Origin of the sequence: Nocardia sp. BMG111209 (genome assembly GCF_000381925.1) — a bacterium.
Lineage (GTDB): Bacteria > Actinomycetota > Actinomycetes > Mycobacteriales > Mycobacteriaceae > Nocardia.
On record NZ_KB907307.1, the window covers coordinates 3,870,544 to 3,887,610 of the forward strand.

At 69.3% G+C, this 17,067-nt stretch carries 11 protein-coding genes, 1 pseudogene and 1 riboswitch; of the genes and pseudogenes, 4 read left to right on the forward strand and 8 right to left on the reverse strand.

What is annotated here, in order from left to right:
* The first annotated feature begins 49 nt into the window (after positions 1 to 49).
* Positions 50 to 2,356, forward strand: a complete 2,307-nt coding sequence (gene pabB, locus G361_RS0117805; RefSeq protein ID WP_019928459.1) for an aminodeoxychorismate synthase component I — start codon at positions 50 to 52, stop codon at positions 2,354 to 2,356.
* On the opposite strand, the gene G361_RS43955 is transcribed toward pabB, so the two are convergent.
* Entirely contained in the window at positions 2,281 to 2,895 is a 615-nt protein-coding gene (locus tag G361_RS43955) for a TIGR03086 family metal-binding protein (RefSeq protein WP_019928460.1), read from the reverse strand. The two genes, pabB and G361_RS43955, sit on opposite strands and share 76 nt — an antisense overlap.
* A gap of 120 nt (positions 2,896 to 3,015) precedes the next feature.
* On the opposite strand from G361_RS43955, the gene G361_RS0117815 reads away from it, so the two are divergent.
* On the forward strand, positions 3,016 to 3,837 hold the full coding sequence (locus G361_RS0117815; protein ID WP_019928461.1) for a methyltransferase: 822 nt from the start codon (positions 3,016 to 3,018) through the stop codon (positions 3,835 to 3,837).
* A gap of 64 nt (positions 3,838 to 3,901) precedes the next feature.
* On the opposite strand, the gene G361_RS0117820 is transcribed toward G361_RS0117815, so the two are convergent.
* The 5 genes from G361_RS0117820 to trpB all read right to left on the reverse strand — a co-directional run bounded on the left by G361_RS0117820 (position 3,902) and on the right by trpB (position 8,366).
* Positions 3,902 to 4,264 (reverse strand): ACT domain-containing protein, encoded by a 363-nt coding sequence (locus G361_RS0117820; protein WP_019928462.1) that lies wholly within the window; start codon positions 4,262 to 4,264, stop codon positions 3,902 to 3,904.
* Positions 4,261 to 5,688, reverse strand: a complete 1,428-nt coding sequence (locus tag G361_RS0117825) for an acyltransferase (RefSeq protein ID WP_231386910.1) — start codon at positions 5,686 to 5,688, stop codon at positions 4,261 to 4,263. Before G361_RS0117825 ends, G361_RS0117820 begins: the two co-directional genes overlap by 4 nt.
* Positions 5,685 to 6,611 carry an SGNH/GDSL hydrolase family protein gene (locus G361_RS0117830; RefSeq protein WP_063711864.1) on the reverse strand — a complete coding sequence of 309 codons (927 nt, stop codon included), beginning with the start codon at positions 6,609 to 6,611 and terminating at the stop codon, positions 5,685 to 5,687. Before G361_RS0117830 ends, G361_RS0117825 begins: the two co-directional genes overlap by 4 nt.
* Positions 6,612 to 6,628: 17 nt before the next feature.
* A complete protein-coding gene (locus tag G361_RS50370) occupies positions 6,629 to 7,018 on the reverse strand; it encodes a hypothetical protein (protein ID WP_196814496.1) in 390 nt (129 codons plus the stop codon).
* 94 nt (positions 7,019 to 7,112) lie between these two features.
* Positions 7,113 to 8,366, reverse strand: coding sequence for a tryptophan synthase subunit beta (trpB, locus tag G361_RS0117840; RefSeq protein ID WP_019928466.1), 1,254 nt, complete (start codon positions 8,364 to 8,366; stop codon positions 7,113 to 7,115).
* A gap of 253 nt (positions 8,367 to 8,619) precedes the next feature.
* Between trpB and G361_RS0117845 the strand changes: the two genes are divergently transcribed.
* Positions 8,620 to 10,479: an alkyl/aryl-sulfatase gene (locus tag G361_RS0117845; protein ID WP_019928467.1), complete on the forward strand. Its 1,860-nt coding sequence runs from the start codon at positions 8,620 to 8,622 to the stop codon at positions 10,477 to 10,479.
* Between the two features lie 58 nt (positions 10,480 to 10,537).
* Here G361_RS0117845 and G361_RS51000 read toward each other — a convergent pair.
* Positions 10,538 to 10,827 (reverse strand): annotated as a pseudogene (locus tag G361_RS51000) (ArsR/SmtB family transcription factor).
* A 67-nt stretch (positions 10,828 to 10,894) separates the two neighbouring features.
* Positions 10,895 to 11,118: riboswitch (cobalamin riboswitch) on the forward strand.
* Positions 11,119 to 11,244: 126 nt separating this feature from the next.
* Between G361_RS51000 and metE the strand changes: the two are divergent.
* Positions 11,245 to 13,515 carry a 5-methyltetrahydropteroyltriglutamate--homocysteine S-methyltransferase gene (metE, locus tag G361_RS0117855; RefSeq protein WP_036494143.1) on the forward strand — a complete coding sequence of 757 codons (2,271 nt, stop codon included), beginning with the start codon at positions 11,245 to 11,247 and terminating at the stop codon, positions 13,513 to 13,515.
* A 48-nt stretch (positions 13,516 to 13,563) separates the two neighbouring features.
* Here the strand turns inward: metE and G361_RS0117860 are convergent, their stop codons facing one another.
* Positions 13,564 to 16,950: a pyruvate carboxylase gene (locus G361_RS0117860; protein ID WP_019928470.1), complete on the reverse strand. Its 3,387-nt coding sequence runs from the start codon at positions 16,948 to 16,950 to the stop codon at positions 13,564 to 13,566.
* Between the last annotated feature and the right edge of the window lie 117 nt (positions 16,951 to 17,067).

Sequence of the window (17,067 nt, forward strand, 5' to 3'; positions counted from 1 at the left end):
GTGGGCCGATCCACCGGACCGCCGCCGGACCCGAGCAGGCGGCCGCACGGTGAGCGGTGCCGGGAGGCGGACCCACACGCTGCTGGTGGACAACTACGACTCGTTCACCTACAACCTCTTTCAGCTGATCGGGTCCGTGAACCGGTACCCACCGACCGTGATCCGCAACGACGAGCTGGATCCGGAGCTGCTCGATGTATCCGTCTTCGACAACATCGTGATCTCCCCCGGACCCGGACGCCCCGATGTGGCAAGGGATTTCGGCCTCTCCCGCTATCTCGTCGAGCACGCGGAACTGCCGCTGCTCGGGGTGTGCCTCGGACATCAGGGGATCGTGCTCGGCGCGGGCGGGTCGGTCGTCTCCGCACCGGCCCCCCGGCACGGCTTCCCGGACCTGATCCATCACGACGGACAGGACCTGTTCGAGGGACTACCGGACGATTTCACCGCGGTCCGCTACCACTCGCTGTGCGCGGCCACCCCGCTACCCGAGGCGCTGGAGGTCACCGCGACCGCCCCCGACGGCGTGATCATGGGAGTCCGGCACCGCACCCGCCCGCAATGGGGCGTGCAGTTCCATCCGGAGTCGGTGTGCAGCGAGCACGGCGCCACCCTGATGCGGAATTTCACCCGGCTGAGCGAACGCTTCGCCGCCGAGCGGGACGGGCCGGCCGCGGCCGGACCGCGCGAATCGATCGGTGCCGGACCGCAGGAGCGCTGTGCGACCGGACCGGGGTGGCGTGACGATCGCACGAAACATGTTCTCGCGGTGGCGATTTCCGGACCCGTGTCGTCCGAGGACCGGTCGATTCGCCGGTTCGACGTGGTGCACCAGGTTGTCGAGCATGCGGTGGACACCGAGGTGGCCTTCGCTCGGTTGCACGGGCACGCGGAAACCGCCTTCTGGCTGGACAGCGCGCTGGCCGAGGCCGGAGCGGGCCGGTTCTCCTACCTCGGGGACGCGAGTGGCCCGGCCGCCGAGGTGATTCGGTACCGGGTCGGCGACGGCCACGTGCGGGTGCGCACCGGTGAGGGCGAGTGCTCCGCACCGGGCACCGTACTCGATTATCTGGCCGCGGAACTGGATCGGCGGCGGATCGAATTCCCCGATGTGCCTTTCGATTTCGCGGGCGGCTACGTCGGCTATCTCGGTTACGAGATGAAGGCCGATTGCGGCGGGGCCGCCGCACACCGCTCCCCGACCGACGACGCCGTATGGGTGTTCGCCGATCGCCTCGTGGTGGTCGACCACCACGAATCCCGCACCCACCTGATCGCCTTGAGCGAGCCGGAAAGTGCCGCCGCACAACACCGCTGGATGAGCGAGACCCGGGCCGTCCTCGAGTGCCACGCCGATCGGCCGGATCGGTCGTCACCGCCGCCGGATCCCGGGTGGACCACCGTGATCGACGAGGCGCGGCTGTCCCGGGGCCGGGACCGCTATCTCGCCGATATCGCCGACATCCGGACCGCACTACGAGCCGGTGAGACCTATGAGGTCACACTCACCGACCAGCTGACCGTCCCCGACACCGAAGCCGCACCGCCGACCCGCGAAACATCCGAAGCAACACTCACCGACCGGCCGGCTGCCGGGCTGGCGGTGTATCGGGGGTTGCGGCGGGCCAATCCGGCGCCGTATGCGGCGTTTCTGCGGTTCGGGGAGATGGTGGTGGCGTGTTCCTCGCCCGAGCGGTTCCTGAAGGTGGGGCGGGATCGGAGTGTGGAGAGCAAGCCGATCAAGGGGACCGCGCCGCGAGGGGCGGATGCCGAGGCGGACGAGAGTCTGCGCCGCGCACTGGTTCTCGATCCGAAGACGCGGGCCGAGAATCTGATGATCGTGGACCTGCTGCGCAACGATCTCGGCCGGGTGTGCGAGCTCGGCAGCGTGTACGTGCCGGAGCTGATGGCGGTGGAGACCTACGCCACGCTGCATCAGCTGGTGTCCACGGTGCGCGGCAGGCGCCGGCCGGAGGTCGGGGTGATCGACTGTGTGCGTGCGTGTTTCCCGGGTGGTTCGATGACCGGGGCGCCGAAGCTGCGCACCATGGAGATCATCGATCGGCTGGAAACCGAGGCGCGCGGGATCTATTCGGGCACGATCGGATTTCTCGGGCTCGGTGGCACCGCCGACCTGAACATCGTCATCCGGACCGCGGTTCACCACGAGGGCCGCTGGCGGATCGGCGCGGGGGGTGCGGTCGTGCTGGATTCCGAGGCGGCGGCCGAATTCGACGAGATGGTGCTCAAGGCGGCGGCGCCGCTGCGGGCGGTGCGTGGTCAGGTGAGCCAGGCGCCGACCGGCGGCGGGATCCAGCCGGGATCGCGGCCGAACCAGCCGGCCAGCCGGTCGTAGGCCGGCGCCGCCGGATCGACGGGCACCTCGTTCCCGAAAGCCTTTCCGGGACCGCGGAATTCGGGCCGGAGCATACCCTGCGACCAGGCCAGTCCGTATTCGGCGAGGGCGTCGTCGAGGATCACCCGGGCGCCGGTGGCCTGCGCGAGATCCCAGGTGTGCACGGTCGATTCGGTGATCTGCTGGTCGAGGCGGGAGCGCAGCGGGGCGGTCCGGCCGCCGGGCACGGGTATCGGGCGGGCGAGGTCGGCGGTCCGCCAGATCTTCAGCAGTTCCTCGGCACCGACGCGGAACTGTGTCAGCCGGTCGGCGCCGAGGGAGACCGGCGGGATCGCCGCCCAGTCGGGCGTCTCACCGAGCGCGGCGGCCGAGAAGTTGCGCAGATCCTGCGTGACGACGTGGGCGAGCAGATCGCGGACCGACCATTCGGTGCAGGGGGTGGGCAGATCGTCCTGATCGTCGCGCTCGATGGCGATCACCGCCGCCAGCTGGGTGAGCGCGCGCTCCAACAGTTCGAGGGTCGCATCGGTCTCCGCCACCCCACGATTGTGCTCCTGCCGCCGGGGGCCGCCCGGAACTCCGGCGCCGATTGCTGCACAACAACACGGAAATGAGACGCATTCGTGATCTCGGCACCGGGCCCGTGTCCGGCGCATAACATGGGGGTGGTGGCCATCGATCCGCTGCTGACGAACCGGCAGAACTGGGATGCTCGCGCCCCCATTCACGCCGCCAGCCGCTTCTACCTCGACCCCGAACCCGGCTACTGGTTCGCGCCCTTCGAGTGGGAGGCGCTCGGCGACCTCCGCGACCGCGATGTACTGCACCTGCAATGCCATCTGGGTACGGAGACGGTCGAATTCGCGCGGCGCGGCGCTCGCGCGGTGGGCCTGGACTTCTCGCCGGAGTCGGTGCGGCATGCCCGCGAATTGTCCGGCGATACGGTCGAGTACGTCTGTGCGGATGTGTACGAGGCCCGGGAAGCGTTGGGCGCGAGGCGTTTCGACGTCGTCTACACCGGCAAGGGCGCGCTCTGCTATCTGCCGGACCTGACCGCCTGGGCGCGGGTGGTGGCGGATCTGCTGCGGCCCGGCGGTCTGCTGTACATCGTCGAATTCCATCCGCTGCTGCACTCGCTCGGCCCCACCCCGCCCCCGGGCAGCGATCCCAGTGCGCTGGAATTGCGCGACGACTATCTCGAGGGCCGTGGTGCGCAGCTGCGCGACAGCGTCCACACCTACACCGACGGGCCCGATCTGACCTCGGCCACGACGGTCTACGAGTGGCGGCACGGACTGGGCGAGGTGGTCACCGCCCTGCTCGCCGCGGGCCTGCGCATCACCGGCCTGACCGAGACGGATCTGCTTCCCTGGCCGCGTTTTCCGCAGATGGTGCGTACCGCCGGCGGCTGGTGGCGGTTGCCGACCGCCGACCCGATCCTCCCCCTGCTGTACGGTCTGGCGGCCACCGCACCCGCCTGAAATCTCCGGGACGCAACGACTTCCGCGCTCAGCCGAAGTCCCTCGGGCGCACCGACTTCCGCGCTCAGCCGATCCGGTGCCCGGCCGCGCGCAGGACGTCGGCCGCCTCGTCGCGGCGGTGATCGGGCACCAGCACCAGATCGGCGTGATAGGTGGAGGCGACGAAGACCGGGATGCTCGCCTCGGCCAGCGGCGCCACCAGCGCGGCCAGCGCGCCGGGATGATCGTGGCCGCGCGCGTTGTCGCCACCGTAGAAGCCGATCCAGCGTTCCCCGTCACCCCACGGCGGCGCCTCGCGCACCACGGTGAGGCCCTCCGGCGCCCGGACCAGCGCGACCCACTCGTCGTCCTCGGGGAAGGTCGCGGTGGGCAGGTGCTCGACGGCGAACGAGGAGGGCACCACCTGCAGGCGCTGGGTCACGGTCATGGCGTCATCGTAGGCGGGGCCTTCGCCCGCGGGGCCGAGCGCCCGGCGAACCGGTTCATGATCGGCAGGTCGACCCAGTGATAGAGCGCCGCGGCGGCCGCGGTCGCCAGGACGAGGACGAGCAGCGCGAATCCGGCCCAGCCGAGAATCCCGAACTGCCTGCCGCCGATGAGGAATCGGGTGACGAGCACCATCACGGGAAACTGGATCAGGTAGAACGCGTAGGAGATGTTGCCGAACCACACCATTCGCGGATGCGCGTTCCACCCGCGGATGCCCTGCAGGTCGCGGGCCGCCATGGTGGCGACCACGGCCGCCGTCGGGGCGATCAGCAGCGCGGACATCTTGAAGTCGATCGGCACCACCCAGGTCGCCGCGTAGGCGACCACCAGCGCCAGCAGCGGCGGCGCGAGACGGGTACTGCGCCAACGTCCTTCGAGCACCATGCGCGCGGTCAGCACCCCCAGGTAGAACTCCGGCAGCCGCGCCGGCGGGAAGGTGTAGCCGAGCCAATACGACTGCGCCACCGGGATATCCGGTTGCGCGAACCACGCCTGCGAGGCGTGCAGCTCGAAATGCGGTGAGCTGTCACCGGGTACCAGCCGGGGTGCGAACGCGTTCGCGATCCCCTTCGGCCCCGGCACCCACAGATAGAACGCGGCGTGCAATGCCAGCACCGCCACCACCAGCAGCACGGCCGCGAGCAGCAGCCGCCGCGTCGGAATCCGCCGCACTACCGGCAGCAACAACGGAAAGCTCAGGTAGAACAGCATTTCCGAGGCCAGCGACCACGACGGCACGTTGAGCCCGCCGACGGTACTCCACTTCGGCACCCAGGCGTGCACGAGCAGCACATTCGGCAGCCACACCACGAGCCGGTGCAACGGCACCCCGGCCACCAGCACGAATGCCGCGGCCGCGACCAGATGGGTCGGATAGATCTTGAGCACCCGCCGCCGATAGAACAGCGGCACCGGCATCCCCGGCCGGAACGACCAGTAGATGATGAAGCCCGACAACACGAAGAAGAAGGTGACCCCCGCGGCCCCGAGCTGCATCGGCATCCACTGATGGATGTGCCGGAACAGCTCGGACTTCTGGAACGGGTACACCGGCAGGAACACCAGGGCATGCAGAACGAAGACCGCGAACGCGGCCCACCACCGCGCACCGGTCAACGACGGCAACTCCGGCCGCCGCTCTCCCCCACCGGCACTCGCCCCCGCGCCTCCGTCGGCCACCACCGGCCGGACCTCGGCCACCGCCGTTCCGGCACCGGCCGTTTCCGGCCCAACGTCGGTCACGACTGCCCCGGCCCCGGTCACCACCGGTGGAGCATCGGTCACCATGGGCACGGCATCGACCGCCGCCGCCGCGGCACCGCTCACCACCGGTGCGGGCAGGATCTCAGGGGGCCGGGTCATCGAAGGTACCTGTCGTACAACGCGTTCGCGACGACGGCGTCACCGTGCGTGGACGGATGGAACGGCAGCCCCGCGACGTCGGTGCGCGGATCGAACACCCCGTTGAGCCACGGGTCGGCGGAGCACAGCCCGTGGCCGGTGGTCAGCGCGCGGGCGTCGAAGAAGTCCAGCCCGAGGGACTGCGCGGCGTCGCGCTGGGCCTGATCGATGCGGTCGAAGTACACGACGACGGCCCGCCCGCGCGGCTGGATGAACGGCGCCACACCGAGAATGCTCAGGCAGACGGTGCTCTGCCCGGGCGGCAGGATCTCCGGATACCCGACGACCACGATGTGCGCGGCCGGCGCGTAGTACCGGATGTAGGTCACCGCGGCGCGGACCCGGTCGGCGTACGCGGCGCCGGTCACCCCGCGCACGTCCGGAATCCGGCCCTGCTCCACCGCATCCAGATCACAGCCGCGGATCAGGTCGAAGACGCACTGCTGCAATCCGTACCAGAGCGTCTGATCGGTGTCACCCCAGTGGTCGTCGAGACCCAGTTGCAGCGTCACCAGTTTCGTCGCCGGGCCGAAGGCGCCGGCGTGGTCGGCCTGCAGCACCTCCATGGCGAGGGTGAATCCCGGTCCGCTGTCGATGGACGCCCCCGAACAGGACGGATTCGCCATCTGATCGGAACCCTGCGGTCCCATCAGCCGGCCCAGCTGTGCGGGCCACGAATTGTTCCCGCGCACACAGACATTGCCCGCGGACTGCGGGTCCCATCCGTTGGCGGTGTACGAATCCCCCAGGACGACAACCTGTTTGCCCTCCGGTACGGGATCCGCGTGCGCCGCGGTGACACCCACCGCGGAGGCGGCGACCGCGAGGGCCGCCGCGCACACACCGCGCAATCCCCTCCCGACGCCGGTGACTGCCGATCGCATGCCGACTCCCATATTCCTCAGTAGCCCGCGCGCGGCTCGAAGCCGGGTGCGTCCAGCGTCGGCGGCGCAGGTTTCGGCTGCGGAGCCGGTTGCGGCGCGGGCTTCGGCGCGACCGGTTGCGGCGCGGGCGCCTCGGTCGTCGTGGGCGCCGGTGCGGGCTCCGTGGTGGTGGGCGCCGGTCCCGGCTCATCCACGGGCACCGGGGCCGGGGCGGCGGGGGCCGGGGCGACGGCACTGCTCACCACCGCCGGCACCGCGGCCGCCGGCGCGGGCACCGCGCTGCTGCCACCGCCCTGCGATCGCTCGGTGGCGGCACCGCCACACGCCGCCACACCCAGCAGGCACACCCCGACGACCAGCACACTCGCTGACCGGACGAGGAGGACACCCGAAGTACGAATCTTCATCGGACCCTCGAATCACGAACTGAAAAGCCCTATGTTCACTTCATCGCAGCATACAAGTCGCTCCGGCCCGTTGATCCGATTCGCCCGAATTCGATCACGCTTCTGGCAATGTCACCGCCACAATGCCCAAATCTTTGTCACCCCGCCCGGACAGGCCGAGCAGCACGAGCGAGTCCGCCGGCAACTCGCCGCGCTCGGCGGATTCCAGGAGATGGCCGATGGCATGGGCGGATTCGAGCGCCGGAACGATGCCCTCACCGCGCGCGAACGCCTGGAATCCGCGCAGCGCGGTGGCATCGGTGACGGCGTGGTACCGGACCCGGCCCCGATCCCGCAGATAGCCGTGCTCCGGCCCGACCGCCGGATAGTCCAGTCCCGCCGCGATACTGTGCGTGCGCGACACCTGCCCGTCGGCATCCTGCAACAGGTAGCTGAACGTGCCGTCGAGTTCACCGGGTATCCCGGCGGTGATCGCCGCGGCGTGCTGCCCGCTCTCGATCCCCCGCCCCGCCGCCTCGACCCCGATCAGCGCGACATCGGGCTCGTCGAGAAAGGCATGGAACAGCCCCAGCGCATTGCTGCCGCCACCCACGCACGCCACCACCCGATCCGGCAGACGCCCCGTGGCCGCCAGCAACTGCCGCCGGGACTCCCGTCCGATCACGGTCTGGAAATCGCGCACCATGGCCGGATACGGCGCCGGCCCGGTCACCGTGCCGAACAACAGGAAGGAACTGCCGGTCGAGGACACCCAGTCCCGAACCGCTTCGCTCACAGCCGCTTTCACCTTGCGACCACCCGCGTCGACCCGGCGGACCTCGGCGCCGAGCACCCGCATGTGCGCGACGTTCGCCTCCTGGCGGGCCATGTCGTGCGCTCCCATGTAGACCACGCAGTCCAGCCCGAGCATCGCGCAGACCGACGCCACCGCCACCCCGTGCTGACCGGCGCCGGTCTCGGCGATCACCCGGGTCTTGCCCATCCGCGCGGCGAGCAGCCCCTGTCCCAGCGCATTGTTGATCTTGTAAGCCCCGGTGTGCGCCATATCCTCGCGCTTCACGTACACCCGTACCCCCGGCACCCCGAGCAGTCGCTCGAACCCCGGCACCCGGTGCAGCCGGGTCGGCCGGCCCGCCCGCTCGCGCAGCAGCGTCTCGAGCTCGATCCCGAAGGCTGGGTCGGCGCGCGCCAGCCGATAGGCCTCCGCCAACTCGGTCAGCGCCGCCATCAGCGCCTCGGGCGCGTATCGCCCGCCGTACGCGCCGAATCGGCCCGCCGCGTCCGGTAGTTCCGCCGCCGGCTCCCGGTAGGTACTGGTCGATCGACCAGTTTCGACACGCGAAGACATCACACTCTTCCGATCCGCTGATCCGAGCCATCCGACCGACCATTCGGTCCGACCCTAGTTCCGGCCGGGATTCCGCCTCGGGGTTCGCTTCCCCGCACCGGGAAGGCGCGAACCGCTCCCGCCCGAATATCGATCCGGAACCGCATCCGGTGCGAACGGACCCGCCGGTCACCTCCCGGACTACGCTCGGAGCCGGTCCACCCGCGATCCATCCGAAGTCCCGACCGGTTCGAGCCGTACAGGAGACAGCGACATGGACGACGAGCATCAGGCGCCCCCGTTCGCCGATACCGCCGATTTCGCCGACGCCGACCGCGGCTTCGTGGCCGCGCTGGAACCGGGCGTGATCGAGGACGAGAACGGCAAGGTGGTGTGGGACGCCGATTCCTACGCCTTCATCCGGGGCAGCTGCCCGAATTCGGTGCATCCCGCGCTGTGGCGGCAATCGCAGCTGGTGCTGCGGCAGGGCCTGTACGAGGTCGCGCCCGGCTTCTTCCAGATCCGCGGCCTGGACCTGTCGAATATGACGCTCGTCGAGGGCGACACCGGCGTGATCGTCATCGACCCGCTGATCTCGGCCGAGACCGCGAAAGCGGGCCTGGACCTGTACCGCCGGCATCGCGGGGACCGCCCGGTCACCGGGCTGATCTACACCCACTCCCATGTCGACCACTTCGGCGGCGCGCTGGGTGTCGCCACCGCCGAGGACGCCGCGTCGGGCCGGGTCCCGGTGCTGGCCCCGGCCGGATTCGTGCGACATGCGGTGGCGGAGAACATCTTCGCGGGTACCGCGATGGCCCGCCGGTCGGCCTACATGTACGGCGCGGCCCTCCCCCGCGGGCCGCGCGGCCAGGTCGGCGCCGGACTGGGCATGACCACCTCCACCGGCACGGTCACCCTGCTGCCGCCGACCCGGGACATCACCGCGACCGGCCAGCAGGAGGTGATCGACGGGGTACGGATCGACTTCCAGCTCACCCCGGGCACCGAGGCGCCGGCGGAGATGAACTTCCACTTCCCCGACCACCGGGTGCTCTGTACCGCGGAGAACGCCACCCACACCCTGCACAACATCCTCACCCTGCGCGGCGCGCTGGTCCGCGACGCGCACGTCTGGGCGCAGTACCTCAACGAGACGATCACGCTGTTCGCGCACCGGACCGACGTCGCCTTCGCCTCCCACCACTGGCCCACCTGGGGCACCGACAACGTCACCGAATGGCTGACCCTGCAGGCGGACACCTACGGCTACCTGCACGATCAGACCCTGCGGCTGATCAACCGGGGCCACACCGGCATCGAGATCGCCGAGACGATGCGGCTGCCACCCACCCTCGAGCGGAAGTGGTACAACCGCGGCTACTACGGCTCGATCAGCCACAATGTGAAGGCCGTCTACCAGCGCTACATGGGCTGGTTCGACGGCAATCCCGCTCACCTGTGGGAGCATCCGCCGGTGGCCTCGGCCGAACGGCACGTCGCGGCGATGGGCGGCGCGGACGCCACGATCGACCGGGCCCGCCGGGCCCACGCCGACGGCGATCACCGCTGGGCCGCGCAACTGCTGAACTACGTGATCTTCGCCGACCCGGGCAACGACGCGGCGAAAGCGTTGCAGGCCGAGGTTTTCGAGCAACTCGGCTACGGCGCGGAGAACGGGCCGTGGCGCAACTTCTACCTCACCGGCGCCTACGAACTCCGGCACGGCGCGATCGGCACCCCCACCGGCACCTCCTCGGCGTCGATGGCGAGCGCGCTGTCCGTCGATCAGCTTCTCGACGCGGTCGCCTTCCGCATCGACGGCCCCGCGGCCTGGGATCTGCACCTGATCGCCGACTGGCACCTCACCGACGAAAACCGCACCTACCGAACCGAACTCCGCAACGGCGTGTTCGTCCACCACGTGCTGTCACCCGAGAACGCCGGTCCCGCACCGGATACCGCCTTCACCCTCGACCGGCCGGCCCTCGTCGCCGTGCTGGCGGGCGGGCAGGATCTCGCGGAAGCGGTGCGGGCGGGCACGATCCGGGTGTCCGGCGATCCGTCGAAACTGGCACAGCTGAAATCCGTGCTCGGCGAACCCGATCCGAACTTCCCGATCGTCACGCCCTGAGCGCGTACCGGTCGGCGCACCCGGCACATGCGCGAAAGTACCGACGGCCCGGTCGATCTCAGCCGACCTCGGGCCGGCCGGACAGCCCGAGGCACAGCTGCTCGACGTGGTAGTGGTAGAGGCTGTACACGATCGACCACCCGGTTCGGGTACCGGCGACCAAGCCGAGGTTGCGCAGCAGCCGCAACTGATGCGACACCGCCGACTGTGCCATGCCGATCGCCTCGGCCAGGTCGGTCACCGGCCGGGGGCGTGGCGTAGTTCGGTGAGCCGCGCCACCCGCATCGGCTGACCCGATAACCGGTCGGGGAAGCTCCCCGCGCACCGGGCCGCGGTCGCGCCTCGTATGCTGGTCGGTGCAGCTGGTTCGCCCGTGGTGGAGCTGAGGAGCCCCGAACCCACCGCGCGGCGTCGAAGCTCCCGGCGGCGCATTCGTGCCGTTCGGGAGTGAGAGGGAACCCGGTGGGAATCCGGGACTGTCCCGCAGCGGTGAACGGGAACGACAGCCGTCATGAGCACTGGGCTCGTAGCCTGGGAAGCGACGGCCGGTAGGACCAGCCCCGGCCGGATGGGCCGGGGTCGACCCCTCGGGGCCGGCGCCCGTGAGTCCGAAGACCTGCCAGATTGCGCCGGATACGCCGTATCCGGCGGTCGTCGCCCCGTGGACAGGGTGGTACGCCGAACGTCGCCGTGGCCGTGCCGCGGCCGTTGCAGTGTGCGCTCGATGGGTGGCGGTCTTTCCACTGCTGACGAGGGAGCACAACAGTGCCGAACGTTGAGACAACCTTCACCGCGACGGTGCTCGGGGCGCCGCGCATCGGTCCGCGTCGCGAGCTCAAGCGGGCCGTCGAATCGTATTGGGCCGGACGCGTCGACGCGGCCGAGTTGCACCGGATCTCCGCCGAACTGCGGACGACCCAGCTGACGTCGATGCGGGACGCCGGCCTGGATTCGGTTCCGGTGGGGACCTTTTCGTACTACGACCACGTCCTGGACACCGCGGTGCTGCTCGGGGCCCTGCCGCAGCGGGTGCAGGGCATCGATGACGAGCTGGACCGCTACTTCGCCGCGGCGCGTGGCACCGCCACCGTGGCGCCGCTGGAGATGACCAAGTGGTTCGACACCAACTACCACTACCTCGTGCCGGAGATCAGCGCCGGTACCCGCTTCGCGCTGCATCCGGAGAAGCCGCTGGCCGAACTGCGGGAGGCGCTCGAACTCGGGGTGCCCGCCCGGCCGGTGGTCGTCGGCCCGATCACCTTCCTGAAGCTCGCCAAGACCACCGACGGCAGCGTGGCGCTCGATCGGGCAGGCGATCTGATCCCGCTGTACGAACAGCTGCTGGCCCGGCTGGCCGAGGCCGGCGCGCAGTGGGTCCAGCTGGACGAGCCGTCGCTGGTCACCGATCTGACCCCGGCGGAACTGACCGCCGTGGAGACGGTGTACCGGGCGCTGGCGGCGGCGGCCGCGCGGCCGTCGATCCTCGTCGCCACCTATTTCGGCCGGCTCGGCGCGACGTTGCCGTTGCTGGCGGCGACCGGCGTCGAGGCCGTCGCGGTGGATTTCGTGGCCGGTGGCGACGCCGATGTGCCGGCCGCGCGGTCGCTGACCGGAACCCTGCTGGTCGCGGGCATCGTCGACGGTCACAACGTGTGGCGCATCGACCCCGATCCCGCGCTGGCCCGGCTCGCCGAACTGCGCGACGCGGGTGTGCCGGTGGCGGTGTCGAGTTCGTGCTCGCTGCTGCACGTGCCCTACGGTCTGGCCCCGGAAACGGGTCTGGAGGCCCGGCTGAAGTCCTGGCTGGCCTTCGGTGACGAGAAGATCGCCGAGGTCCGGATGCTGGCCACCGCCCTGCACGAGGGGCAGGACGGTGTCGCCGATCAGCTGGAGGTGGCGCGGACCGCGGTGCGCGACCGCCACGCCGACGCACGGTTGCACGTCGCGGACGTGCGCGACCGGCTCGCCGCGCTGAGCACCGGCGACACGAGCCGCGCGCCGGCCGAGGAACGGCGTGCGCTGCAGCAGGAACGCCTGGGCCTGCCGCTGCTGCCGACCACGACCATCGGTTCCTATCCGCAGACCGGCCGGATCCGGCTGGCCCGCGCGGCGCTGGTGCGCGGTGAGATCGACCCGGCCGAATACGACGAGCGGATGCGCGCGGAGATCGCCGAAGTGGTTGCGCTGCAGGAAGATATCGGGCTGGACGTGCTGGTGCACGGCGAGCCCGAGCGCAACGACATGGTGCAGTATTTCGCCGAGCAGCTGGACGGTTTCGCCGCCACGGCCAACGGCTGGGTGCAGTCCTACGGCTCGCGGTGCGTGCGGCCGCCGATCCTGTTCGGCGATGTCGTACGGACCGCGCCGATGACGGTCGACTGGATCTCGTACGCGCAGTCGCTGACACCGAAGCCGGTGAAGGGCATGCTGACCGGCCCGATCACGATCCTGGCCTGGTCCTTCGTGCGGGACGATCAGCCGCGGGCCGACACCGCGCGGCAGATCGCGCTGGCGATCCGGGACGAGACGGTCGATCTGGAGGCGGCCGGTACGGCGATCATCCAGGTGGACGAGCCCGCGCTGCGGGAGCTGCTGCCGCTGCGCCGGGCCGATCAGGCCGACTACCTGGCCTGGGCGGTCGCAGCGTTCCGGCTGGCGACCTCGGGTGTCGCGGACGCCACCCAGGTGCACACCCATCTGTGCTACTCGGAGTTCGGTGAGATCATCGGCGCGATCGCGGAACTCGATGCCGATGTCACCTCGATCGAGGCGGCCCGCTCGCATATGGAGGTGCTCGACGACCTCAACGCGATCGGCTTCGATCTCGGGGTCGGGCCGGGTGTCTACGATATCCACTCGCCGCGGGTGCCGAGCGTGGACGAGATCACCACGTCGCTGCGGCTGGCGCTGAAAGCCGTTCCGGCGCAGCGCTTGTGGGTCAATCCGGACTGCGGTCTGAAGACCCGCGGCACCGCCGAGGTGACGGATTCGCTGCGTAACCTGGTCGCGGCCGCGGCGGCGGTGCGGCAGTCCTGACAGCCGCGCTCGTGGGTCCCGCAGCTGCGGGACCCACGAGCGTCCGGATCAGTCGGCGATCACCAGTAGCAGGTCCCCGCCGTCGACCTCGTGTGTGGTGCCGATCGCGATGCGGTCGACCACGCCGGCGCGCGGGGCGGTGATCGCGGCCTCCATCTTCATGGCCTCGATGGTGGCGACGGTGTCCCCGGCCTCGACGCGGTCACCGACGGCGACGGTCACGGTCACCACGCCGGAGAACGGGGCCGGCAGGTGCCCGGGGTCCTTCGGATCGGCCTTCTCGGCGGTCGGTAGTTGCTGCCCGATGGCGCGGTCACGGACCACCACCTGGCGCAGCTGTCCGTTGAGAATGCAGGTGACGGTGCGCATTCCGTGGTCGTCGGGTTCGGAGATGGCCTCGAGCCCGATCAGCAGGGTCACACCCTTCTCCAGCTGGACACGGTGTTCCTCACCGTGGCGCAGGCCGTAGAAGAACTGGTTCGCCGAGAGGTTGGACGTGTCGCCGTATTTCTCGCGGTGTGAGAGGAATTCGGTGGTCGGCGCCGGGAACAGCAAGCGGTTCAACGTCTCCTGACGCTGCTGTGACGAACCATCCAGCGCCGCTTCATCTTCCGGTGTGAGTTCGGTCTCCGGTCGCGCCGGTCCGCGACCGGCCAGTGCCCGCGTCCGGAACGGCTCCGGCCAACCACCCGCCGGAGTACCCAGCTCCCCACGCAGAAAACCGATCACCGAATCCGGAATATCGAACCGCGCCGGATCACCCCCGAAATCCTCGATATCCACACCACTGCCGACCAGCGACAGTGCCAGATCACCGACCACCTTCGACGACGGGGTCACCTTCACCAACCGGCCCAGCAACCGATCCGCCGCAGCATATTTCGCTTCGACCTCCTCGAACCGATCACCCAGACCCAACGCGATCGCCTGCTGCCGCAGATTCGACAACTGACCACCAGGAATCTCATGGTGATACACACGCCCGGTCGGGCCCGGCAGGCCGGACTCGAACGGCCCGTACACCTTCCGCAACGCCTCCCAATACGGCTCCAGATCACACACGTTCTGGAGGTTCAAGCCCGTGTCGAACGGGGAATGCGCGGCAGCGGCCACGATCGCCGACAACGCCGGCTGGCTCGTGGTCCCCGCCATCGGGGCACTGGCACCATCGACCGCATCCGCACCCGCCTGCCACGCCGCCAGATACGTCGCCAACTGACCACCCGGAGTGTCGTGGGTGTGCACATGCACCGGCAGATCGAAATTCCGGCGCAACGCCGTCACCAGCGTGTGCGCAGCAGGAGCGCGCAGCAGACCCGCCATGTCCTTGATCGCCAAAATGTGGGCCCCGGCGTCCACCACCTGCTCGGCGAGCTTCAGGTAATAGTCCAGCGTGTACAGGTTCTCATCCGGATTCGACAGATCACCGGTATACGACAGCGCGACTTCCGCTACCGCAGTACCGGTTTCGAGGACCGCATCGATCGCCGGCCGCATCTGATCCACATTGTTGAGCGCATCGAAGATCCGGAAAATATCGATCCCCGTATCCGTGGCCTCCCGCACAAAAGCACGAGTCACCTTCTCCGGATACGGCGTGTACCCCACAGTGTTCCGGCCCCGCAACAACATCTGCAGACAGATATTGGGCACCGCTTCCCGCAACGCCGCCAACCGCTCCCACGGATCCTCATACAAGAACCGCAGCGCCACATCATAAGTCGCACCACCCCAGCACTCGATCGACAGCAGTTCGGGGGTCGATCGCGCGACATGTCCGGCGACGGCCAGCAATCCGCTGGTCCGTACCCGAGTGGCGAGCAGGGATTGGTGCGCGTCACGGAACGTGGTGTCGGTCACCGCAACTGCCGTCTGTTCGCGCAGTGCCCGCGCGAAACCCTCGGGCCCGAGTTGCCGTAGCCGCTGCCGCGAGCCCGCCGGCGGGGGCACGGTGAGGTCGATCGCCGGCAACTTGTCGTGCGGGTACACGGTGGTCGGCCGTTCGCCGTGCGGCTTGTTCACCGTCACCTCGGCGAGGTATTCCAGGATCTTCGATGCCCGGTCGGCCGAGGCGTGGCGGGTGAGCAGTTCGGGGCGATCGTCGATGAACGAGGTGGTGACCCGGCCCGCCCGGAAATCGGGGTCGTCGAGCACGGCTTGCAGGAACGGGATGTTCGTGGACAGCCCGCGGATGCGGAACTCGGTGACCGCGCGGCGGGCCCGCGCGATCGCGGCGGCGAAGTCGCGGCCCCGGCAGGTGAGCTTCACCAGCATCGAATCGAAGTGCGGGCCGACCTCCGCGCCGACGTTGGCGCCGCCGTCGAGCCGGACGCCCGCGCCACCGGGACTCCGGTATCCGGTGATCCGGCCGATGTCCGGCCGGAAGCCGTTGGCCGGATCCTCCGTCGTGATCCGGCACTGCAACGCCGCACCCCGAATCCGCACCGACTCCTGACTCAACCCCAGATCCACCAACGACTCCCCCGACGCAATCCGCATCTGCGCCTGCACCAGATCCACATCGGTGATCTCCTCCGTCACCGTATGCTCCACCTGAATCCGCGGATTCATCTCGATGAACACATGATTCCCACGCTCATCCAGCAAAAACTCCACCGTACCCGCACACGAGTACCCGATCTCCCGCGCGAACGCCACCGCATCCGCACAGATCCGCTCCCGCAACACCGGATCCAGATTCGGCGCCGGCGCCAACTCGATCACCTTCTGATGCCGCCGCTGCAACGAACAATCCCGCTCGAACAAATGCATCACATTGCCCGCACCGTCGGCCAGAATCTGCACCTCGATATGCCGCGGATTCACCACCGCCTGCTCCAGGAACACCGTCGGATCACCGAACGCGGATTCCGCCTCCCGCATCGCCGCTTCGATCGACTCCCGCAAATATTCGGGCTCGGCGACGCGGCGCATACCGCGACCGCCACCACCTGCGACGGCTTTCACGAATACCGGGAATTCGAGCGAGGCCGATGCCGCCAGCAACTCGTCCACATTCGCCGACGGCGCACTGGAATTCAGCACCGGCAACCCCGCGGCCCGCGCCGCCGCGATCGCCCGCGCCTTGTTCCCGGTCAACTCCAGCACCGACGCCGACGGACCCACGAACGTGATCCCCGCCTCCGCACACGCCGCCGCCAGATCCGGATTCTCCGACAGGAACCCGTACCCCGGATAGATCGCGTCCGCACCGGAATACCGTGCCGCCGAGATGATTTCGGAGACGGTGAGGTAGGCCCGGACGGGATGACCCACCTTCCCGATCTGGTACGACTCGTCGGCCTTCAGCCGATGTGAGGAGTTGCGATCCTCGTAGGGAAAGACCGCGACGGTGTTGGCGCCGAGTTCGTATGCGGCCCGGAAGGCACGTATGGCGATCTCGCCGCGGTTGGCCACCAGCACTTTGCCGAACATATCCGGTCTACCTCGTCTCATCACTCTGGGGCGGGGTCATCCCACACCGGGAAAACGGGAGACGGCCCGCACAGGTGTGTGCGGGCCGTCCGGGAAAAACTATCGACAGCCGGAAGC